Source organism: Eubacterium segne, from assembly GCF_014287775.1.
In the GTDB taxonomy this organism is placed as follows: Bacteria; Bacillota; Clostridia; order Lachnospirales; family Lachnospiraceae; genus Eubacterium_G; species Eubacterium_G segne.
In genome coordinates this window covers 1-21,494 of sequence record NZ_JACOOZ010000001.1, presented here as the reverse complement: position 1 = coordinate 21,494, position 21,494 = coordinate 1, and the positions used below count along the sequence as shown (strand labels likewise).

At 36.4% G+C, this 21,494-nt stretch carries 26 protein-coding genes; 18 read left to right on the top strand and 8 right to left on the bottom strand.

The window, feature by feature from the left end:
• Positions 1-28: 28 nt before the first annotated feature.
• From gltA to H8S00_RS00110, 5 genes are all read right to left on the bottom strand, one after another.
• Positions 29-1,414 carry an NADPH-dependent glutamate synthase gene (gltA, locus tag H8S00_RS00130; RefSeq protein ID WP_021952458.1) on the bottom strand — a complete coding sequence of 462 codons (1,386 nt, stop codon included), beginning with the start codon at positions 1,412-1,414 and terminating at the stop codon, positions 29-31.
• Positions 1,414-2,268: a sulfide/dihydroorotate dehydrogenase-like FAD/NAD-binding protein gene (locus tag H8S00_RS00125; protein WP_021952457.1), complete on the bottom strand. Its 855-nt coding sequence runs from the start codon at positions 2,266-2,268 to the stop codon at positions 1,414-1,416. The genes gltA and H8S00_RS00125 overlap by 1 nt, the downstream gene beginning before the upstream one ends.
• A 113-nt stretch (positions 2,269-2,381) precedes the next feature.
• Entirely contained in the window at positions 2,382-2,699 is a 318-nt protein-coding gene (locus H8S00_RS00120; protein WP_021952456.1) for an AzlD domain-containing protein, read from the bottom strand.
• Between the two features lie 2 nt (positions 2,700-2,701).
• Complete coding sequence (locus H8S00_RS00115) at positions 2,702-3,439, bottom strand: AzlC family ABC transporter permease (protein ID WP_118589086.1); 738 nt, start codon at positions 3,437-3,439, stop codon at positions 2,702-2,704.
• Between the two features lie 301 nt (positions 3,440-3,740).
• The gene (locus H8S00_RS00110) at positions 3,741-4,127 is read right to left on the bottom strand and encodes a hypothetical protein (RefSeq protein ID WP_118589085.1); all 387 of its coding nucleotides are present in this window, start codon (positions 4,125-4,127) and stop codon (positions 3,741-3,743) included.
• Between the two features lie 214 nt (positions 4,128-4,341).
• Here H8S00_RS00110 and H8S00_RS00105 point away from each other — a divergent pair, with 214 nt between their 5' ends.
• The gene (locus H8S00_RS00105; RefSeq protein WP_118589084.1) at positions 4,342-5,619 is read left to right on the top strand and encodes an adenylosuccinate synthase; all 1,278 of its coding nucleotides are present in this window, start codon (positions 4,342-4,344) and stop codon (positions 5,617-5,619) included.
• Positions 5,620-5,671: 52 nt separating this feature from the next.
• Here H8S00_RS00105 and H8S00_RS00100 read toward each other — a convergent pair whose 3' ends face one another.
• Positions 5,672-6,184, bottom strand: a complete 513-nt coding sequence (locus H8S00_RS00100; protein WP_021952451.1) for an SEC-C metal-binding domain-containing protein — start codon at positions 6,182-6,184, stop codon at positions 5,672-5,674.
• Between the two features lie 164 nt (positions 6,185-6,348).
• On the opposite strand from H8S00_RS00100, the gene H8S00_RS00095 reads away from it, so the two are divergent.
• A complete protein-coding gene (locus H8S00_RS00095) occupies positions 6,349-6,564 on the top strand; it encodes a hypothetical protein (protein WP_021952450.1) in 216 nt (71 codons plus the stop codon).
• Between the two features lie 46 nt (positions 6,565-6,610).
• Here the strand turns inward: H8S00_RS00095 and H8S00_RS00090 are convergent, their stop codons facing one another.
• Complete coding sequence (locus tag H8S00_RS00090) at positions 6,611-7,582, bottom strand: hypothetical protein (RefSeq protein ID WP_118589083.1); 972 nt, start codon at positions 7,580-7,582, stop codon at positions 6,611-6,613.
• Positions 7,583-7,701: 119 nt separating this feature from the next.
• On the opposite strand from H8S00_RS00090, the gene H8S00_RS00085 reads away from it, so the two are divergent.
• The 5 genes from H8S00_RS00085 (at position 7,702) to H8S00_RS00065 (ending at position 11,889) form a co-directional block, all read left to right on the top strand.
• Complete coding sequence (locus H8S00_RS00085) at positions 7,702-8,445, top strand: class I SAM-dependent DNA methyltransferase (protein WP_118589082.1); 744 nt, start codon at positions 7,702-7,704, stop codon at positions 8,443-8,445.
• A gap of 11 nt (positions 8,446-8,456) precedes the next feature.
• Positions 8,457-9,332: an Hsp33 family molecular chaperone HslO gene (gene hslO, locus H8S00_RS00080; RefSeq protein WP_021952447.1), complete on the top strand. Its 876-nt coding sequence runs from the start codon at positions 8,457-8,459 to the stop codon at positions 9,330-9,332.
• A gap of 29 nt (positions 9,333-9,361) precedes the next feature.
• Positions 9,362-10,651, top strand: a complete 1,290-nt coding sequence (locus tag H8S00_RS14005; protein ID WP_118589080.1) for a class D sortase — start codon at positions 9,362-9,364, stop codon at positions 10,649-10,651.
• 13 nt (positions 10,652-10,664) lie between these two features.
• Positions 10,665-11,489: a hypothetical protein gene (locus tag H8S00_RS00070; RefSeq protein ID WP_147365647.1), complete on the top strand. Its 825-nt coding sequence runs from the start codon at positions 10,665-10,667 to the stop codon at positions 11,487-11,489.
• 109 nt (positions 11,490-11,598) lie between these two features.
• Positions 11,599-11,889 (top strand): YerC/YecD family TrpR-related protein, encoded by a 291-nt coding sequence (locus H8S00_RS00065; RefSeq protein WP_021952444.1) that lies wholly within the window; start codon positions 11,599-11,601, stop codon positions 11,887-11,889.
• A 46-nt stretch (positions 11,890-11,935) separates the two neighbouring features.
• On the opposite strand, the gene H8S00_RS00060 is transcribed toward H8S00_RS00065, so the two are convergent.
• A complete protein-coding gene (locus H8S00_RS00060) occupies positions 11,936-12,526 on the bottom strand; it encodes a DUF1836 domain-containing protein (RefSeq protein ID WP_021952443.1) in 591 nt (196 codons plus the stop codon).
• A gap of 109 nt (positions 12,527-12,635) precedes the next feature.
• On the opposite strand from H8S00_RS00060, the gene H8S00_RS00055 reads away from it, so the two are divergent.
• The 11 genes from H8S00_RS00055 (at position 12,636) to H8S00_RS00005 (ending at position 21,317) form a co-directional block, all read left to right on the top strand.
• Entirely contained in the window at positions 12,636-14,963 is a 2,328-nt protein-coding gene (locus tag H8S00_RS00055; RefSeq protein WP_118589190.1) for an ATP-dependent helicase, read from the top strand.
• 154 nt (positions 14,964-15,117) lie between these two features.
• Complete coding sequence (locus H8S00_RS00050; protein ID WP_021952441.1) at positions 15,118-15,354, top strand: hypothetical protein; 237 nt, start codon at positions 15,118-15,120, stop codon at positions 15,352-15,354.
• 67 nt (positions 15,355-15,421) lie between these two features.
• Entirely contained in the window at positions 15,422-16,831 is a 1,410-nt protein-coding gene (gene rlmD / locus H8S00_RS00045) for a 23S rRNA (uracil(1939)-C(5))-methyltransferase RlmD (protein ID WP_366459097.1), read from the top strand.
• Positions 16,832-17,325: 494 nt separating this feature from the next.
• The gene (locus H8S00_RS00040) at positions 17,326-17,865 is read left to right on the top strand and encodes a ParB/RepB/Spo0J family partition protein (protein ID WP_243169521.1); all 540 of its coding nucleotides are present in this window, start codon (positions 17,326-17,328) and stop codon (positions 17,863-17,865) included.
• Positions 17,866-17,961: 96 nt separating this feature from the next.
• Positions 17,962-18,261: a type II toxin-antitoxin system RelB/DinJ family antitoxin gene (locus H8S00_RS00035; RefSeq protein WP_055068119.1), complete on the top strand. Its 300-nt coding sequence runs from the start codon at positions 17,962-17,964 to the stop codon at positions 18,259-18,261.
• Positions 18,262-18,309: 48 nt separating this feature from the next.
• Positions 18,310-18,597, top strand: a complete 288-nt coding sequence (locus tag H8S00_RS00030; RefSeq protein WP_186839760.1) for a type II toxin-antitoxin system RelE/ParE family toxin — start codon at positions 18,310-18,312, stop codon at positions 18,595-18,597.
• Positions 18,598-18,855: 258 nt separating this feature from the next.
• Positions 18,856-19,053 carry a hypothetical protein gene (locus H8S00_RS00025; RefSeq protein ID WP_118594971.1) on the top strand — a complete coding sequence of 66 codons (198 nt, stop codon included), beginning with the start codon at positions 18,856-18,858 and terminating at the stop codon, positions 19,051-19,053.
• A 102-nt stretch (positions 19,054-19,155) separates the two neighbouring features.
• Positions 19,156-19,431 (top strand): hypothetical protein, encoded by a 276-nt coding sequence (locus tag H8S00_RS00020; protein WP_118589068.1) that lies wholly within the window; start codon positions 19,156-19,158, stop codon positions 19,429-19,431.
• Positions 19,432-19,459: 28 nt separating this feature from the next.
• Complete coding sequence (locus H8S00_RS00015; protein WP_118589067.1) at positions 19,460-19,867, top strand: hypothetical protein; 408 nt, start codon at positions 19,460-19,462, stop codon at positions 19,865-19,867.
• A gap of 44 nt (positions 19,868-19,911) precedes the next feature.
• The gene (locus H8S00_RS00010) at positions 19,912-21,141 is read left to right on the top strand and encodes a WYL domain-containing protein (protein WP_118589066.1); all 1,230 of its coding nucleotides are present in this window, start codon (positions 19,912-19,914) and stop codon (positions 21,139-21,141) included.
• Positions 21,138-21,317: a hypothetical protein gene (locus tag H8S00_RS00005; RefSeq protein WP_186839759.1), complete on the top strand. Its 180-nt coding sequence runs from the start codon at positions 21,138-21,140 to the stop codon at positions 21,315-21,317. The genes H8S00_RS00010 and H8S00_RS00005 overlap by 4 nt, the downstream gene beginning before the upstream one ends.
• Positions 21,318-21,494: the final 177 nt, after the last annotated feature.

The window sequence follows — 21,494 nt, the reverse complement described above, 5'->3', positions numbered from 1 at the left end:
AACGCTACTTTTTTTAGTATAATAAATATTATTTGCTTAACTTTTCGTGAATGCTTGCAGCTGCCTGTTTTCCTGCACCCATTGCAAGAATAACTGTAGCAGCACCTGTTACGGCATCGCCACCGGCATATACATTTTCTCTTGTTGTTTCGAGAGTATCTTCGTTGACTACCAGACATCCCCATTTGTTTGCTTCAAGACCTTCAGTTGTAGTTCTTAAAAGCGGGTTAGGAGAAGTACCAATTGACATGATAACTGTATCAACATCAAGTTCAAAGTTGCTTCCCTCAACAGGAATTGGACGTCTACGTCCTGAAGCATCAGCTTCTCCCAGTTCCATCTGAATACATTCCATCTTGCAAACACGACCATTTTCATCGCCAATAAGTTTTACAGGATTATGTAATGTCTTAAAGATGATACCTTCTTCCTCTGCATGTTCAACTTCTTCTTTTCTGGCAGGAAGTTCTTCCATACCTCTACGATAAACAATATATACGTTTTCAGCACCAAGTCTTAAAGCAGTTCTTGCTGCATCCATGGCAACATTTCCACCACCAACAACAGCAACATTTTTGCTCTTAATAACAGGAGTATCATACTCAGGCTTGTAAGCCTTCATAAGATTGGCTCTTGTAAGATATTCGTTAGCTGAATAAACACCAATTAATGCTTCACCTTCAATACCCATAAATGATGGAAGTCCGGCACCGGAACCGATGAATACGGCTTTGTAACCTCTTTCCATAATTTCGTCAACTGAAAGTACACGACCAATAACCATGTTAGTTTCAATATCAACACCAAGCTTTGTTAAATTATCAACTTCCTTCTGAACAATAGCCTTAGGAAGTCTGAATTCAGGAATACCATAAACTAAAACACCACCGGCTTTGTGGAAAGCTTCAAATATTGTAACCTGATAACCAAGCTTTGCCAAATCTCCGGCACATGTAAGTCCTGCAGGGCCGGCACCGATAACAGCAACCTTGATACCGTTACTTTCAGGTTTTTCCACATCATCATTGCTATGAGCAAGATGATAATCAGCTACGAATCTTTCAAGACGTCCAATAGAAACAGGTTCGCCTTTAATTCCTCTGATACATTTTCCTTCACACTGGTTTTCCTGTGGACAAACACGTCCGCAAACAGCAGGAAGACCGTTGGTGCTGGTAATAATCTTGTATGCTTCATCAAATTCACCTGCTGCAACCTTTGCAATAAACTCAGGTATTCTGACGCAAACAGGGCAACCACTCATACATGGCTTATTTTTACAATTAATACATCTTGTTGCTTCTTCCATAGCCATTTCAGCTGTGTAGCCAAGAGCAACCTCATCAAAATTCTTATTTCTGACATTTGGCTCCTGAGAAGGCATTGGAACTTTTGTTAAACTCATATTTGGCATTATTTTGCACCTCCTAAATTCTCAGCAGCTTTATACATACGACAGTTTTCTCTGTCATGTGCTTCAAAATCTCTGTAAGTAGAGTTACGTTTCATTAACTCATCGTAATCAACCTTATGTCCGTCAAAATCAGGACCGTCAACACAGGCAAACTTGATTTTGCCATCTACAGTAACACGGCAACCACCGCACATTCCTGTTCCGTCAATCATAATTGGATTTAAAGAAACAAGAGTCTTAATATTATAAGGTTCAGTAACCTTTGAAACGAACTTCATCATTGGAATAGGTCCGATGGCAATAACAAGGTCATAATTGTTTCCTTCGTCAATAAGGCTCTGAAGCTTGTTTGTTACAAAGCCCTTTTCACCATATGAACCATCATCTGTTGTAATGAAAAGTCTGTTACAGATGGATTTATATTCATCTTCTAAAATAACAATATCTTTACTTCTGAATCCGGCAATAACGTCAACGTCAACACCAGCCTTAAATAAAGCTTTAGCAGACGGATAAGCAATGGCATTACCTACGCCACCACCAATAACGCAAACCTTCTTTGCATCACCGAAGTCTGTAGCGGTACCTAAAGGACCAACAAAATCTAAAATGTAGTCACCTTCCTTCATTTGTGAAAGAAGCATAGTTGACTGTCCTACAATCTGAAAAATAATAGTAACAGTACCCTTATCCGGGTCAGTATCAGCGATAGTAAGTGGAACACGCTCGCCCTGTTCATCAATACGGAAAATGATAAACTGACCGGCTTTTGCCTTAGCAGCAATAAAAGGCGCCTCAACATCAAGGCGTACAACTGTATCATTTAATTGCTGTCTTCTAACAATTTTGTACATTTATTTTCCTCCTAAAATTTAAAATGTTCTTAAATACTTAATCTCTCAAATAATTACAAAAAGTCAACGTAAAGTATAGCATAGTGTTAAAAATTTATCAATTATGAAAGAAACTATTTTATAAAGATTATTAAATATTCTGATACTAAAACAATAAAGCAGCATAATACGGAAACTTTGAAAAGTCCGGCATTAAACCATGCAGCAATAATTCCACCAATAAGTGCTAAAACTCCGGCAACCGGATAGTGAGTGGCATTTATAATGGCAGGAAATGTCATTACCGATAATGTAACATATGGAACATAATATAAAAATGACTGCAAAAATCGGTTTTTAATCTGCTTCTGAATAAGGGTAAGGGGAAGCACACGTATTGCAAAACTTACGGCTGCCATTATAAATATGTAAATATAAATTCGTGTATTCATTATTAAGCCTCCTCCTTATTAGTGCCAACAGGAAACAAAACTGCTGCCAAAACAGAAATAACAATAGTTAAAATAATAGTTTTAGTTCCATCAGAAAGGGAAGAAATCAGTGGAATATAGGCAGCGGCGAAGCTTGCAACAAAGCTTACGGCAACAATGCCTGCAATGATTTTGCTTTTTCTTGATGGTGGAATAATAATTGCCAAAAACATTCCATATAAAGATACGCTTAAGGCACTGGTAATATTACCGGGCAAAAGATTACCTGCCATGGCACCTAAAGCAGTTCCAACTGCCCAACATGGACCGGCGATGGAAACTGCACCATATGTATAGTAGGGATTAAGATATCCCGGTCTTGCAATTGCAATGGCAAAAAGCTCGTCCGTTAAATAAAATCCCATTAATATTCTGTGAATAATTGAAGTGTCAGGGCTGATTCGCTGGCTCATGGCACAACTCATAAGCATATATCTGGCATTGGCAATTAATGTGATTATGGCAATTTCAGCAAAGGAGGCAAGAGCCGCAATTGTTACAAAGCCTGCATATTCTCCCGCTGATGCATTACATAATGCACTGGCGAGAAAGCCCTGAAATGGAGTCATTCCTGCATTTTTTGCGGCAATACCTAAAGAAAAGGATACGGCAAGGTATCCTAATGCAATGGGAACACCGTCATGCATTCCCTTAATAAAGATTTTTTTGTTATTTAATCTGGTTGTATTTTTACTATTCATCTTAATCTCACCTTAGTTAATTTCAAAAAAATATTATACAACAACAGCTAAATAAAATAAAGCCTATAAGATACTTTGAAAATGCAAAAAGCAAATTCAAAATCCCTTATAGGCTTAAGTTCATTTATACAAATTATGTATATTCATATTAATCATTATCTTTAGACATATACCATGCCCAGATTCCGGCAGCGGCAAACACAAGTGCCATTACCACAACGGCTATAATTGTACCCATGATTTATATACCTCCTTATTTAATTGTACTAAAATAAAACCTTTAAAAAGGTGGTACATAAAATTACTTTTTGCCGTCCTGTTGGTGAATATAATTTAGAATTACGGTATGGCTGTTTAAATTATCGTTGCAGCATACCAAAGCTATTAAGTCTGAACAAAAGCTGTTATGAAGAAAGAATGCAGCATTAGCTACAATTCCACCAAAACCTCCTAAATATGTGGAGGAGCTTTTTAGTTTATTAGAAGAAACAGTTGTGTTTTGATTTTCGCTTTTGGTAGAAACGCTAACAGGTAAAACATCTTTTACAGAATAATATGTAGTAGTTTTATCCGGTGCGAAATCATCTAAAACTGATTGTGGAGTCAGAACATTATAAAACATCCCTGAAAGAATCAAGGATATGGATAACAAAATGCATATGAAATTTTTATTTTTTGAAATACGCATATTAATTCTGCCTCCTAAGGATTAAATTATATCAGAGAATGGAAGATAATTCAATTGCAGGGGGATTAAAAGTCATAAAAATGCTTTAAACCACTAGCATTTTTCATCAACAAATAGTATAATGTTCAATGGTTTGCTTTGGCTTAATTAAATATGGAACATTGCAAACAGAACTATTGATATATAATTATATAAATGTTAGGAGGAGACCAATATGGTTAGAGCGATAGTTGGTGCTAACTGGGGCGATGAAGGAAAAGGAAAGATTACAGATATGCTTGGCGAAAAGTCAGACATCATTGTAAGATTTCAGGGAGGAAGTAATGCAGGTCATACCATTATAAATGATTATGGTAAATTCGCATTACATTTACTTCCATCAGGAGTATTTTATCAGCATACTACATGCGTTATCGGTAACGGAGTTGCACTGAATATTCCTTATCTTCAAAGAGAAATAGATGATATAGTTTCAAAGGGAGTCCCAAAGCCACATATTCTTGTTTCAGACAGAGCACAGATTCTTATGCCATATCACATAGACTTTGATGCATATGAGGAAGAAAGATTAGGCGGAAAGGCATTTGGCTCAACTAAGTCAGGTATTGCTCCTTTCTATTCAGATAAATATGCAAAGATTGGATTCCAGGTATCAGAATTATTTGATGAGGAAACACTTAAGGAAAAGGTGGCAAGAGTAGTTGCTCAGAAGAACATTTTATTAGAGCATATGTATCATAAGCCACTTATTAATCCGGATGAATTACTTGAGACATTACATAGTTATAGAGATGTAATTGAGCCTTATGCATGTGATGTGTCATTATTCTTAAACAATGCCATTAAGGAAGGCAAGACAATCCTTCTTGAAGGACAGCTTGGAACATTGAAGGATCCTGATTTTGGTATTTATCCAATGGTAACATCTTCATCAACATTGGCTGCATATGGAGCTATTGGTGCAGGTATTCCACCTTATGAAATTAAGGATATTATTACTGTAGTTAAGGCTTATTCCAGCGCCGTTGGAGCAGGTGAGTTTGTAAGTGAAATTTTTGGAGATGAAGCTGATGAACTTAGAAGACGTGGCGGTGACGGTGGTGAGTTTGGTGCCACAACAGGACGTCCTCGTAGAATGGGATGGTTTGACTGCGTTGCATCACGTTACGGTGTAAGAATGCAGGGTGCTACAGAGGTAGCCCTTACTGTACTTGATGTATTAGGATACTTAGATGAAATCCCTGTTTGTGTAGGATATGAAATTGACGGAGAGGTTACAAAAGACTTCCCTGTTACAGCTAAACTTAAGAAAGCAAAGCCTGTTTACGAAAAGCTTCCGGGATGGAAAGAGGAAATTCGTGGAATTACGGAATACGAAAAATTACCGGAAAACTGTCGTAAATACATTGAATTTATTGAGAAAGAACTTGGCGTGCCAATTACTATGGTCAGCAACGGACCGGGACGTCATGAAATTATAAATCGTAAGTAAAAAATAAAACCGGTGGCTCGCAGCCACCGGTTTTATTATGCATATTAGTCAATTAATTTCTGCCACAGCAATATTTATATTTTTTTCCACTTCCACATGGACATGGGTCATTTCTGCCGATTTTTTTATCTTTAAATACTGTGCCTGATAATTTCTGCTCTTTATATAATTTCTTCTGCTTGTCTGCATCAAGAATGTCGTTCCATTCTTCAAGACCGTAAAGCCAGTCTGCCTTAGCTTCAACCATGTTCTTGTAAAGAAGCTCATCATCATAATCAAGACTTACTTCTCTGGTTTCTGTCAACTCCTCTAAGTTGTTTGGTGTCTTGAGGCTTTCGTTAATTCCGTCAAGGAAACCAACCATAGTAAGAACTTCCATGTTGTATTTCTTGGCAAGTTCTTCAACTGTACCGGAAACAACTGTGCCGTGATTTTTAAGCAGATCTTTGTAAACTTCCACTTCCTGAGCAAAATATGCACCCCAGAACTGATCATACTGTTCCTGAGTCTGTTGCTGATTATATGCAATTTCTCTCCATGTTTCCAATAAATACTTCTTATCCATTGTTATCCTCCAAAATATAGTTATAAACACTCTAATTATACCGACCATATTGAATAATTGCAATAGATTAATCTTTCATATATAATAGGATACAGTGTAAAAGATAAATCTTTTTCTAATAAAGGATTGTTTTGCAGAGACAAATAACAGAAATGAGGGATTATATGGATAAGGTAAGACGTACTCTTGCAATGATAGGAGTTATAGTAATTGTTATATGTGCAATATTAACTTTGATTTTTGCGTTGCTGACAAATTTCGGTGTGGGAGATTTCTCAAATGCATGGAAAGCAAGTGCATGGTGCATGGTTGTAATACCGGCATTTATATATGCAATGTTACTTATATACAGAATATTAAATGGAAGAGGCACCAAATAACATAATTAAACCGACCACCAAAAGTTACATACAATTGGCAGGTCGGTTAATTATTGCGTAAAACTTTTAAACGTTCCTTGGCTTCCTTTTGTTTGGATTCGGAGTGACCGATAATAATGTCATATTCAGTGGCACGGATGGCATTTAAAAGCTCTAAGGCTTCATCGCTGGTTTTATGCCTGTCAGTTATTACGGATCCACTTTTTATGGCAAAACAAAGGGAGTAATCCGGAGATGTGCTGTTTGGATTTAACCGTAATTCACCTACCCTGTAGCACCAGATTATATCCTTTAAGGGGATTATGGAAACATAGCTTTTGTCAATATCTATAAAATAATTTTCAGTTATGTACATTGAATTTATTTGAAGATAATTCTCTGATAAAAGCTCACTTTGGGCGTTATCAATAAGAGCTTTTTGCTCTTTCTTTCCAAGAAAAGTACATACGGGATAGAAATAGGGAACGAAAATGCCCATTATTTCTGATATAACTTTTTTAATGGAAACAAATAAAATAAAGAGAGTTATCCACATAATAGCCATATAAAGCTTTGGAGAATAATCTGGGGAACTTACAACGAAATCTTCCGAGAAACCGGACAGGTCGTTTATATTCCAGTTTAAATCATTGGCAAAGGCTGAAAGCATCTTTTTAAAAGGACGGTTTCTTTTGATCACTTTGGCCTTGAAATCATAATCCTTTAGAATTTTTGCCGGGGTATCACTTACAGGAACAATGGCAAAAATGCATTTATCTTCATCGATAGAGTAATAATAACCATATTCCCTGCCAAAGGATTTATTCAGATTGTAACCGGTATAATACAGTCTGTCAGCATGGACGCTAACATATTTATGACCGGCGTCAACATCACTAATGTTATCAATAACATCCGGATGAAAAATATTGTAAAAAGGGCACAAAAAAAGAATAGCCGGCATAATCACGGTTATTATAAGGGGAAATATAAGTTTTCTCTTACATACTTTTTTTATGTTAAATATAATGTCTACCATAATGCACCTTTTTTGAAAAATATAAGTACAGTATAAATGAGTAAAGTAATTTAATCAAGGTTGCGTTTAAGAGGGATTATTGGTAAAATTAAACTAGGTATGTTTAGAAGGAGAAAATTATGGAAGCGTACACCGGATTTGCCGAGGTTTATGACAAATTTATGGATAATATAGACTATCCCATGTGGTGTCATTACCTGTGTGAACTGCTGAAGGATAACGGGGTAGAGACAGGAACGTTGGTTGAGTTAGGCTGTGGAACAGGAAATGTTACAATGGGTCTGGCTAAAGAAGGTTATAATATTATTGGAACGGACATTTCCCCGGAAATGCTGGGAATTGCATTTGAAAAATTAACTGATGAAGTGAAAAATAATATTCTGTATGTAGCTATGGATATGCGGGAATTGGAACTGCCATGTCAGGTGGCAGCAGCAGTTAGCATATGCGACAGCATCAATTATATAACGGAGTATGATGATTTGGTTATAGTTATTAAAGGAGTTAAAAAGTATCTTGCACCGGAGGGTGTATTTATTTTTGATTTAAAGACTGTTAAGTACTTTAGGAGCATAGGGGATAATGTAATTGCAGAAGACAGGGACGAATGTAGTTTTATCTGGGATAATTATTTTGATGAAAGTGACAATATAAATGAATATCAGTTGTCATTGTTTATAAAAGGGGATGACGGCAGATATGATAAATTCGTTGAAGAACATTACCAGCGGGGATATTTAATAGAAGAAATTAAAGAGGCGGCAAAGGAAGCCGGTATGAATATTGTGTCATTATATAGGGCATTTAGCCATGAAAATGCAAGTGAAGATGATGACAGAATATATGTGGTATTAAAGAAATAAGGAGATTTATAATGGATTATATAGTAAGAGCAACGGCGGCAAACAGACAAATAAGGGCATTTGCCATTACTTCAAGGGAAATGGTTGAAACAGCCAGAGAACATCATAATACCAGTCCTGTGGCTACGGCGGCATTAGGAAGATTGCTTAGTGCAGGAGCCATGATGGGGGTAATGATGAAGGGTGAAAAGGACATGCTCACCATTATGATGAAAGGTGACGGCCCTATAAACGGTGTTACGGTTACAGCAGATTCTCACGGAAATGTAAAAGGATATGTGGGAAATCCCAATGTTATTATTCCGGCAAATTATGCAGGAAAATTAGATGTAGGCGCTGCCATAGGTTATGGAACCCTTACGGTAATTAAGGATATGGGACTTAAGGAGCCTTATTCCAGCCAGGTCCCTCTTGGCACCAGTGAAGTAGCAGAGGATTTAACTTATTATTTTGCGGCATCGGAGCAGGTTCCGTCAGCAGTGGGACTGGGAGTTCTTATGTCAAAGGACAATACCGTAAAGCAGGCAGGTGGATTTATTGTACAACTTATGCCTTTTGCGGAAGAAGAGGTAATAGACAAGCTGGAAAAAAGAATTAACAGTATTTCCAGTGTAACGGAAATGCTGGAAAAGGGCATGACACCTGAGGATATTCTTACAGAAGTTATGGGAGATATGGGTGTTGAGTTTACTGACAAAATCGAAACCGGATTTAAGTGTACCTGCAGTAAGGAGAAAATTGTAAAGGCATTAGCAGGCATAAGTAAAAAAGATTTAGATGAAATCATAAATGACGGCAAGGAAATAGACGTTAAATGTGATTTCTGTAATACAACTTATAAATTCAGTGTGGAAGAATTGAAAACATTGCGAAAGCAGTATCAATAGGGAATAGGTTAATTTATGGAGGAAACAAGGTGAAAAAGATAGTAACTACTGTTATGATAATGATTTGCAGTTTATTCATGACAGGTTTGATGAACAACAGTGTAAATGCAGGACAATTAGACAAAAACGAAAGCTATGTCTTAGAGAAAATATCAGAAGATAAATTTCCTGCCAAAGTACAGCAAAGATATATAAATCAGCTGAAAAATTATTTTTGCCAGGATGATATTTCACTGGGAAAAGGAGAGGCAGAGGATTTTGTTAAGTATTTAGGTGAAGCTTTGTCCGGAAAAAATGGAGATACACCTAAAGAAATGGCGGATAGCTATATCCGTTTTGAAAAGGCTGGTTCAGCGATAGGTTTATTATTGTCCTATGACAGCAGGGAAAATGTATTTTATTTTACGGATTCATCAGGATATATTGTACTGGATTTTCAGGATGTTGTAAAAAATACAGGAAATGAAAAATCAGTGATGCCTACGGAATTAATATTTACAGCTATTATTGGTTTATGTATCATAGGTCTTTTATTAAACCTTGGAAGATGGGGAAGAAAAATAAGACGAAATAGCGATACATATGAAGATGATGAGGATGAAAGTGAATTGGAAGTGGCTAACAGACGTACAAGAAGAGCCAGAATGCAGACATTTTCATACAAGGCTGTAAAGCAGATTCTCCGTTACTGTTTTGTACCTATCATTATGGGATTAATTGTAATTGGAGCCGTAATGGTGGGAATGACATTTTTTGACGATATAGCATCAAGTGTTAAGAACAATTTTATTAATACTCAGCCTGTCTATGTTGAAAGTAACAGACAGTTTGTTAAAACTACAGTTAAGAAGGATAAGCAGAAAAAGACAATTAAACTTTCAGATATACCAACTCCAAAATACGGAGACCAGTATGGTGAAATAACCTGTGATAAGTTACAGTTAAAAGCTCCGGTTTATTTTGGTGACAGAGGAAATATTCTTAAAAAAGGTGCAGGTCAGTATAATGGAAGTTTTCTTCCGGGAGAAGGGGGAACAATATTAATTGGTGCCCATGATACTACATATTTTAAGAAACTTGAAAAGGTTAAGAAGGGGCAGACTTTTGAATTTACAACGGAATATGGAGTTTATGAATATAAAGTTAAGGATATTAAAATTGTAGAGGAAGATAAATATGATGAGGCATATGACCTTAGTGCAGATAAAGAAAGCCTTGTTTTATATACATGCTATCCATTTGGTAAGTTAAAGGGTACGAAGGAAAAGAGAATGTTTGTATATCTGGACAAGGTAACCGGTCCGGATATTCAATACTAGGAGGTGCATGGCAGTGAAAGGAAGAATAATACGAAGAAGAATCATAAGTTATATACTGACATTTATTCTCATGCTGTGCATAATGGGAATATCCTTAATAGGAATGGGAAAGTATAGTATGTTTAGTGAACGTGCCGTATTTCACGCATATGACAAGGTGGGCCTGTTTACTAAAATCTGTTCAGAATTAAAGGAAGAGGCTTATAACATAGGCATTCCTTATGGAATTGAAAGTAATGATTTAAATGGTGTGTTTATAAGAAAAAATGCCATGAGAGATTTAATGGCAACCTTATCCGCTGATATTAATGAGGAAAAAGCGGTTATAAATACTTCATATATAAAGACAAAAATAACCCGGAATATAAAGAAGCAATATAAAGGAAAATTAACGGATGAGCAGCAGAAATCTTTAGATGAATACATCAATAAGGTGGAAAAAATCTACCAAAAGAAAATGGTTATCCCATGTTCTGAATATATTGCAAAAATGATTAACATTTTTACAAAGCTGTTTTTAATAGGAATACCTGTTTGTGTTCTTATTGCAATATTGTGTATGTTCTATCTGGTGGCATCAAGGTCGAAAACATATCGCGGAATGCGGTATATTGCTTACGGAGTATTAGGAGCAGGGGTTACATTATTAACCCTGTTTGCAGCATTGATTTCTAACGGATTTATTTATAAATTTAATATATCTGATGCATATATGAGAAGATTTTTTACTTATTATGTAGGTCACGAATTTTTAATGCAGGTTATAATGGGAATTATATTAATGGTAATTGGTGTGATTTTGGTATTTATAATATCAAGAAAGAAGTTTAGAAATTAAGAAATATTAAAAATAGTTATAAATTACTGGACTTTCAAACTTTAGAGTGTTAAAATGTAAAAATAGAATAGATTTACAGGGTTATTATTAATAGCCGGAGGTTTGAATTATGAGTAAAAAAATAAGAACAACAGAAGTTGATCATTTGTTTGATGCTATTTTATGTTTAAAGGACAAGGAAGAATGTTATACATTTTTTGAGGATGTGTGTACGGTAAACGAACTGTTATCCATTTCCCAGCGCTATGAGGTGGCAAAGATGCTAAGAGAGGGAAAGACCTATCTGGAAATTTCCCATTCCACAGGAGCTTCAACGGCTACCATTAGCAGAGTAAACCGTTCATTAAATTATGGAAATGATGGATATGATATGGTTTTAGAACGTGTAAAAGATAAATAAAGTAACAAAAAAAATCCGGAATGCGGCATATGCCGCTTCCGGTGATTTATTTCTTGTCTTCGGTATTGTTGTCAGGGAGAGAATCAATAAGTTTCTCAATCATTATTTTTCTGATAAACATATCATAACTTAATGACGTTATAATACTTAAAGTATGAAGATATTCCTCATTATCATCATTGGAATCAATGCCATCAAAAATGTTTTCTGAGCAACCGGATTCAATAGATGCCGGATTGGCAAGATTTTGATTGTTTATATAATCAAGAAAATTATTAATTATATTTTCCATAGGCGTATCTTCGTTATGAAAGTATTTCTCAATTAGCGGTGACAAAATTTTGGTAACATCATTAATTGATATAACATTTTTAAAAAAGTAAATCATAGTAAGGATAATAATATGATCCTTGGAATATTTTTTCTTTTCAGGTGATGGCAGAAGGCGGCTTTTGGCATAGTTATTTATCATGGTTTTAGTAAGCAGCTTATCGTTTTCGTGTCTTTTAGTTGCAATAAATTTATTATTTAAATAAGTGGTAACCTGATCCATATAAAGGTCAATGTTAGGCAGGTCATCTATATTAAAATTACGCACTTCATCTAAAACCTGCTTAATGATTTCATCTGAGTTCATATTATTCCTCCTAAATTTAAATAGAATATAATTTGTATAGACTTTATTATAATATGTAGTATTAAAAACTACAAGATAAAATTATTTGAAAGGTAAAACGGTATTAAAGATGAGCAGTATTTATGAAACACTTAATGATATGCAGCAGTTAGCATGTTATCATACGGAAGGACCGTTGCTTATATTAGCGGGGGCAGGAAGCGGCAAGACAAGAGTTCTTACCCATAGAATAGCGTATCTTATTGAAGAGAAACATGTTAATCCATACAATATTATGGCAATTACATTTACCAATAAAGCAGCTGCTGAAATGAGAACCCGTGTAAATAAGATAGTTGGCTTTGGTGCGGAGCAGGTGTGGGTAAGCACATTTCATTCAGCATGTGTAAGAATCCTTAGAAGATATATAGATAGAATAGGCTTTAAAAATGATTTCTCAATTTATGACACAGACGACAGTAAAAAAGTTATCAGGGAAATTATTAAGGGATTAAATCTGGATTCCAAAATGTATAGAGAATCCTCTGTTTTAGGAAAAATATCTGATTTTAAAAATAAGCTTATGACTACAGGCGATGTGGCTTCCATGGCACAAAAGGATTTTAAACTCCTTAATATTTCCAGAATATATAATGAGTATCAGGATACCTTATATAAAAACAATGCTTTGGATTTTGATGATTTAATAATGATGACAGTGAAGTTATTCAGACAGCTTCCGGAAGTTCTGGAAAACTATCAGGAAAGGCTTCAGTATATTATGGTAGATGAGTATCAGGATACCAATGCGGCACAGTTTGCCTTTGTGAAGCTGTTAGCGGAAAAAAACAAAAATCTTTGTGTTGTAGGTGATGATGACCAGTCAATTTATAAATTCAGAGGAGCGGATATATCCAACATTCTTCAGTTTGAGAAGTATTTTCCTAATGCAAGGGTAGTAAAATTAGAGCAGAATTACCGTTCCACGAAAAATATATTAGAGGCTGCCAATTCAGTTATACAGCATAATACAAACAGAAAAGATAAGGTATTGTGGAGTGATAATGAAGAGGGAGCAAAGATAGATATATATAAGGCAGAGGATGGATATGATGAGGCAAAAATGGTGGCGAATACCATTAAGGAAGAGGTTTTAAATAATAATGCCTCATATAATGATTTTGCTATTTTGTACAGAACCAATGCCCAGTCCCGTGCCTTAGAGGAAAAGCTTCTTATGAAGAGTATACCTTATAAAATCATAGGTGGTCAGAATTTCTATCAGAGAAAAGAAATAAAGGACATGCTGGCGTATTTGAAAATAATAAACAATACAACAGATGATTTGGCAGTGGAGCGTATTGTAAATGTTCCAAAACGTGGAATAGGCGAGACCACCATAGGATATGCCAAGGAATATGCTCAGGAAAAGGGAATGGATTTGTACGATGCATTGGTAAATGTAGAGGATATTCCTAAGTTATCAAGAGCCGTTAATAAGGTTAAATATTTCCTGTATCATATGGAAATCTTTCAGGAGGCGTATGAAACAGGTTCCCTTAAGGATTTAGCTGAAACTATTTTTGTTAAAAGCGGATATCAGAATGAACTGTTGAATGATGGAAGCGACGAGGCAAAGGGAAGAATCGAAAATATCGAGGAACTTATAAGTAAAATAGCTGAATATGAGGCAACGGAAGAGAATCCTACCTTGGACAGGTTTTTAGAAGAGGTTGCTTTGGTTTCGGATTTGGATACTTTTGATGAAGACAGCGACTACGTTGTTTTAATGACTGTACACAGTGCAAAGGGATTGGAATTTCCAAATGTATTTTTGTGTGGAATGGAAGATGGTCTGTTCCCGGGATATATGAGCATAATGTCTGATGACAATGAGGAATTAGAAGAGGAGCGTCGTCTTTGCTATGTGGCTATAACAAGGGCAATGAAAAAGCTTACTATCAGTTATGCAAAAAAACGTATGGTAAGAGGTGAAACCCAGTACAATGTGGTATCAAGATTTGTTAAGGAAATTCCACCACTTATTGTTAGCAGTAAAAATGTGGAAGACAGATTAGCGGAAAAAAGCTCTTCATTTTCACAGTTTGGCGGAGGAAGTGCCGGGGTAATAAGACGTGGAAGAAGTGAAGAAGTTAATTTCGGAGGAGTTGGTGGCTCAAGAAGCTATGCAGCAAGTGCAAGAAAAAATGCATATAAGGCAATGGCCACGAAGCCTGCGTATGGTTCAGGAACAAGACCTTCTTTTGGAAAAGAATTTAAGGTAACAAAAGCTGATATAGATTATGTTGTGGGGGACAGAGTAAAACATATTAAGTTTGGCGAGGGAACGGTTTTGGGAATTGAAGACGGAAGCCGTGATTATCAGGTAACTGTTAATTTTGATACTGTAGGTCAGAAAGTTATGATGGCATCTTTTGCCAAATTGAAAAAAATCTGATGTTTTTTACATAAAAGGACACACGTACAAATTTAAAATTTTTGTAGTAAATCCTAAGCATAAATGATATACTAATGTAAAAGACATAACATAGCAGATATGTAATGAATTGTGAAACATTCATTGTTTAAAATTTGATTAAAGAGGTGACAATATGGACGAAATCATGAAGGGCGTAAAGATTGGCAAGCTTTTAGGCAAAGATGAAAAAAAAGAAACCTGCAAGGTTATCGCCATTGTAGTTGGCGTTATTGCAACAATTGCAGCCATAGCAGGAGCAGCATATGCTATTTACAGATTTGTAAACAGAGATGATTATGATGATTTCGAAGACGATTTTGATGATCTTTTCGATGAAGATGATGAAGACGAAGATGACTTTGAAGACTAGTGTGTGATGCAGAAAAAAGACAGCTATAGAGGGTCAGAAGCTCTTTATAGCTGTTTTTTTGCTAATAATGAAAATAATACATTGGATTGGAGATAAAATGAAAAAAGGTGTTGAATATACAGGTGTTGTAACAAAATTAGGATTCCCTAACAAAGGTGAAGTGGATTGCAGGGAAGATGGAGTGGCAACAGTTAAAGGAACCATACCGGGACAGACAGTGCGGTTTGTGGTTTCAAAAAAAAGAGCAGGAAAATCCGTTGGAAGGCTAAAGGAAGTGGTGGAAAAATCCCACCTTGAAGATGTCACACCAAAATGCCCGCATTTTGAATTTTGCGGAGGTTGTTCATATCAGACTTTAAGCTATAAAAATCAATTATCATTAAAGAAAAATATGGTGAAGGATATTCTTGATAATGCCATAAAGAGTGAATATGACTTTGAGGGCATAATTGAAAGCCCGGTTCAGTGGGAATACAGAAATAAAATGGAATTTTCTTTTGGGGACGAATACAAGGACGGTCCTCTGGCTCTTGGGATGCATAAAAGAAACAGTTTTCACGATATTGTCACAGTTAATAAATGCCGGATTGTAGATGAGGATTACAGAAAGGTAATGGATTGTGTTCTCAAACATTGCAGTGAAAGAGAACTGCCTTTTTATAAAAAGTTAAAGCATGAAGGCTATTTGCGCCACCTTCTTGTAAGAAGAACCACCAGAACTAAACAGATGATAGTGGCAATTGTTACCACGTCGGATGAACAGTGGGAAAAACAGGCACAGCTTGATGTAATGGTGGAAAAACTCAGGGCTCTCAATTTAGAGGCAGAGTTATGTGGCGTTCTTCACATAATTAATGATGGTTTGGCAGATATAGTGCAAAGTGACGAAACAAGAATTTTGTACGGACAGGAATATATTTATGAGGAGTTGCTGGGACTTAAATTCAAAATATCAGTTTTCTCATTTTTTCAGACAAATTCATTAGGTGCTGAGGTTTTGTATTCTAAGGCAAGGGATTATATTGGTGACACAAAGGATATGACGGTGTTTGACCTATATAGCGGAACGGGAACCATTGCCCAGATAATAGCACCGGTGGCAAAGAAAGTGGTAGGTGTGGAAATCGTGGAAGAGGCTGTTCATGCAGCTAAAGAGAATGCCGAACTTAACGGTCTTGATAACTGCGAATTTATAGCAGGGGATGTGCTTAAGGTAATTGACGATATTAAGGACAAGCCAGACATGATTATTTTAGACCCACCAAGAGACGGAATTAATCCTAAGGCATTGCAGAAGATTATTGATTTTGGCGTGGACAAAATGGTGTATATAAGCTGTAAGCCAACAAGTCTGGCAAGGGATTTGGAAGTGTTGCAGCAGCAGGGATACAAGGTGGAAAAGGCAAGTGCCGTGGATATGTTTCCGGGGACGGTGCATGTGGAGACGGTAGTTGCACTACATCGGACAGATTTGTAAAAATCCTTGATTTGCGCGAAGGCAACGAGGAGAGTTCCGGAGAAACAACTGGCTGTAAAGCCAGTGTTTATGCGAAATTTGACGACTGCCTGCGAGTCGGGAAGTTTGTAAAACTTTTCGACTTCCGGCACTTTGAGGGGTTTTCAGGTTTGACCAGAGTGATCGAAAAACATACAAAAAGGCAATTTCAGACGGTGTGAATGTCTCAGTCGTATTGGACTGCGGCTTCGGAAACACATCTAGGTAGGAACAAATCGTTCAGAGCCAACCTCGAAAACACGATGTGTTTCCTCGGTGAGGCGTATCCGCCAAATAGATTTCCAGACAAAAGTGTTTGTTCATGCAAGCTTGACTTGCACTTTTGCAGGAAATTTGCTTGGCTCTGAACAATATTATATCATTCAACTAAATAACAGAAGCGTGAAAGACCGTTGATTTTCAAGAAAAATTGAAAGTGAGCGGTCTTTCTTTATATCTGAAGTTCATTATATCAGATGGACTTCTGGGAAGATGAATTCGATGTATTCGAGAAAGGCGATTTTATGGAGACGATACGGAATGTGGAGATAAATCAGTTGCATGATTTTAAGAATCATCCGTTTAAGGTAGAGGTAAATACGGAATTATGCGAGCTGATGAAAAGTATTGAGAAAGAAGGAGTGATTGTGCCACTTCTGGTAAGGACAAATCCCTATGGAGATGGGTATGAGGTGATATCCGGTCACAGGCGAAAGGAAGCTGCTATATGGGCAGGAGAGATTAAGGTTCCGATTGTGATAAGAGAATTGGATGATGATCAGGCAATTGTGGCAATGGTTGATTCTAACCTGCATAGAGAAAATCTTAAACCAAGCGAGAAAGCATTTGCATATAAGATGAAGCTTGATGCCATGAAGCACCAGGGAAAGCGGTTACCGGAGGTTTCATCATTATATGATGGTGCAGAAGTGCTGGCGGATAATGAAGCAAATCATGCAACTTCGGCTCAAGTTGGACCGAAGTGTGACACAGATGGAAATGGCAGAGCACATTAAATTGGATGGAAAAAGATTGACGGCAGCAGTTAAAAATATTTGTGTTGTAAAAAGCAATACATGGTGGCACACTATAAGAAACAGGAGGTGCATACTATGGCAACAAAAACTGCAAATGTAACAGCACGAATTCAACCGAATATAAAAGAGCAGGCAGAGGCAATTCTTGACAGACTTGGAATTCCTGTATCTGTATTCATAGATATGACTTACAGACAGGTTATTATGCGTGATGGAGTACCATTTTCACTAGATATTCCGGATAAACTTGTTACAAGAGATTCTATAACACAAGCTGAATTTGATACGATGATGCAGACCGGGCTTGCACAGGCAAAAAAGAACGATTCGGTATCTGTTGATGAGGCTTTTAATCAATTAAAGTCGGAGATATAGTGCATGAATGAATATGAGGTAAGGGTAACAAGGCTGGCATTAGGGTAGATGAAAGAGATAGTGCATTATATTTCAAATGATCTAATGGCACCGGACGCAGCAGATAATCTGCTTGACAAGATGAAAGCAGAGATTACTAAGTTGTCGAGTTTTCCGAAAAAGCATGCCTTGATTGATGAAGAGCCATGGAGGACTGAGGGAGTACGCAAGATTGTTGTTAAAAATTTCCTGATTTACTATTGGATTGATGATGAAAATAACAGAGTTCAGGTAACAGCAGTTATTTATAGCAGAAGAGACCAAATCAGGCAGCTAAGTAATATGGATATGGAGTAGTGGCTTAATCCATAAGGATTACCATAAAAGTATATAGTTGCAAATATATAAAACTGAATACGCGCAATGAAAGAAGCAGATATGTGGAAATATTCCACGTGTCTGCTTTTTTCATGCCCTAAAGATAACAACAAGTATCAGATAAGCTTGTTTCATACAGTTATATATCCCACACCTCAGGTGTACCGGCAGGGTATTAGGGGCAGCCGCCACTAACGAGATGGGTTTTCGTAACACGAAAAACGTATCTCGCCTACTATGTTACAGAAATTTCCAAAGCAGACATTTGGAAAAGAGTTAGGACGACAGGGGTATCATGTCGTCCTTTCGTGTCCTGTAGGGGAAGGTGATCCGCAGAACATGTATCAGTCCTATCTTCGATTGGAATTTGAACCAGAAACCAACAAGGATAGGGAGACAGATCCGTTACACCCTGCTATACCGGAATCTCCATAGGAGAAGGAGCGGAAGGATGCAGAATACAAGAAAAGGATAGATGAATTACTTGCTAAGCTCTATGCCGATGAGAAAGCTCGCAGGGAAAAAGAACGGAAAGAGATGGAAGCAGAACAGGAGCGAAAACGTAGGCTTGAGGCAGAAAAAAAACACATAGAGCAGGAAAAAAAACCGCTGGAATACTTTGAGAGAATGCTTCCGTCATATGATGAGTATGAGAGAGAGAAGTATTCGAAGAATTATGAGTCAGAGAGTGAATTATTAGTGCAGGAATTTAAGTCTGTAACATTACAACAGGATGATATAGATGTTGATATTATTGGACAAGGGAAGCGAATTCTTATTGACAATGTATGGGCACTCTACTATAATATTTAGTAGAGTGATTAAGATAGGAGTTATAGCTATGAGATTACAGATATATATGTCTCCGATGTTAAGTGAAAGATTATGCAAAGAAGCTTTGGATAAACAGATGAAACCATGCGAGCTTGCTGATCAAATATTAAAAGATCATTTTGGAATAAGAGAAGATAAGGAAGATTATCAGAAAGCATTGCACAATTTAATTGAAGAGATAGATCAATTCCTTAAAGATGACGAAAAAGTAAAAAAAGTGGGCGGTACATTTACCTTACTTGATTTTGAAAGTTTTCGGAGTATTGGAACACCAGCTGTTCGGAGTGCAGTAGGAAGAGGGATTGCTAAATATTTTAAAGAACGTAAAGATGTGGAGTATTGCAGAGATGCAAATGGGGAAATATGTAGAACAAGATCAAGGCATGCAGCAATATATAAAATTAGGCAAGATTAAGATGTATAACCTTATAGCACAAAAAAATAGAAAGGAACGGTTTTATGCCACGACCAGAAAAAGAATTTGGAGAACGTAGTAATGATGATATTATACGTGAGATTTTGCGAGAATATGCAAGTAGAGAAAATCCAATAGGAAAAGCAGAGATTATCAAACATGTAAAAGCGATGGGATATATAAAGGAAAAAGATAAATCTAAATCTAAAATAGAGCGCAAGGCAATTGAGGGGTTTTTGGATAGAATGGGTGCAAGAGTCTATGAAACGGAAGAAGAATGCGACGAAATTATAAGAGAATGTCGAGTGACTGAGCGAGAAATAATATTTACTAAAAAAGGGCAGAAAGGAAGGACGATTGGATACTGGATGATGGAAACATTATCTGACACGGAATGGATGTTTCTGATGGATTCAGTACTTAATAGCAAAATCTTGACCAAGAAAGAGGCAGATAATCTTGCAAATAGGATTACATTTCTGGCTGGCAAGAGATTTTCTGATTTGACGAATTATCGTCACCGTATGGGGAATCAGCCGTATTTTGTTGGAGATGATGATATAGATGAAAAAGTTGGTTATATAGAAAGTCGCGTCTTACAGCAAGTTCGGTTAATCAGACAGGCGATTAAGCAGGGGAAAAAGATAAAATTTAATCTGTGCGTGTATGATTATGGAAATCAGAAGGTAAGGCTGGTACCATATGGAAGATATGGAAAGGTGCTGCCAGAGACACCGGAGAAGTATAAAGAGGATGTACACAGGATTTGTTCACCATTTGATATTATATTTTTTAATGGACGCTACTATATGTTGGGAGCTGATTTGGAAACGGAAAGACGTACAGACTTGAAATATAAGCTGTACAGAATTGATTTGATGACAGACGTTACAATTAATCGAGCGAAAGCTGTTACAAAAGAGGAGGTCGGACTTTTAGAATTAAATGATCTATTTGAATATAGAATGGAAAATCCGTATATGTTCACAGGTAAGGTTGAGAGAGTAAGAATACGTATAGATGCAGATCAATTCACACAGGTTGTGGATTGGTTCTCAGATCGCTTTAAGGTTGTAGGATACGATGCGGACGAAAACAAGTATTATGATATAGAACTCAAAGTAAATCTCAATAGTTTTACTTTTTGGATATTGCAATATAGCGGATGTGTAGAAGTTCTTGACAGAGAGAAAAAAGGCGAGAAATCCTATAGAAATAAGATTAAAGAAACATTGAAAAAAGCATTGGAAAAGTATGAGGAGTATGACCAATGAAGATAATAACATGGAATATAAATAGATTTGATGGGGTATGGGACTGGTATGAAAAAAAGAAAGATAAAGACACCAAATATCGAGAAAAAATGGCAAAAGCAATCATTGGATATTTGGTTAAATTAATATCAAATGAAGAGCTGACTTGTAAAAGTAAATTCCGTGTGAAAGACTAAATTCCACACCCTGTTAAAAATTGACCTAAATTTAAAAGTTTTTGGTTGAATAAAGGGGAATAAGTGTTAAAATTTAAGTACATTTTTCTTTAAATCTGAAAATCAGGGCATAGAAAACAGACCTCTGGAATTCTTGTGTGAAAGATTAAATTCCACAGGTCGGTGTGAGAAATGTGA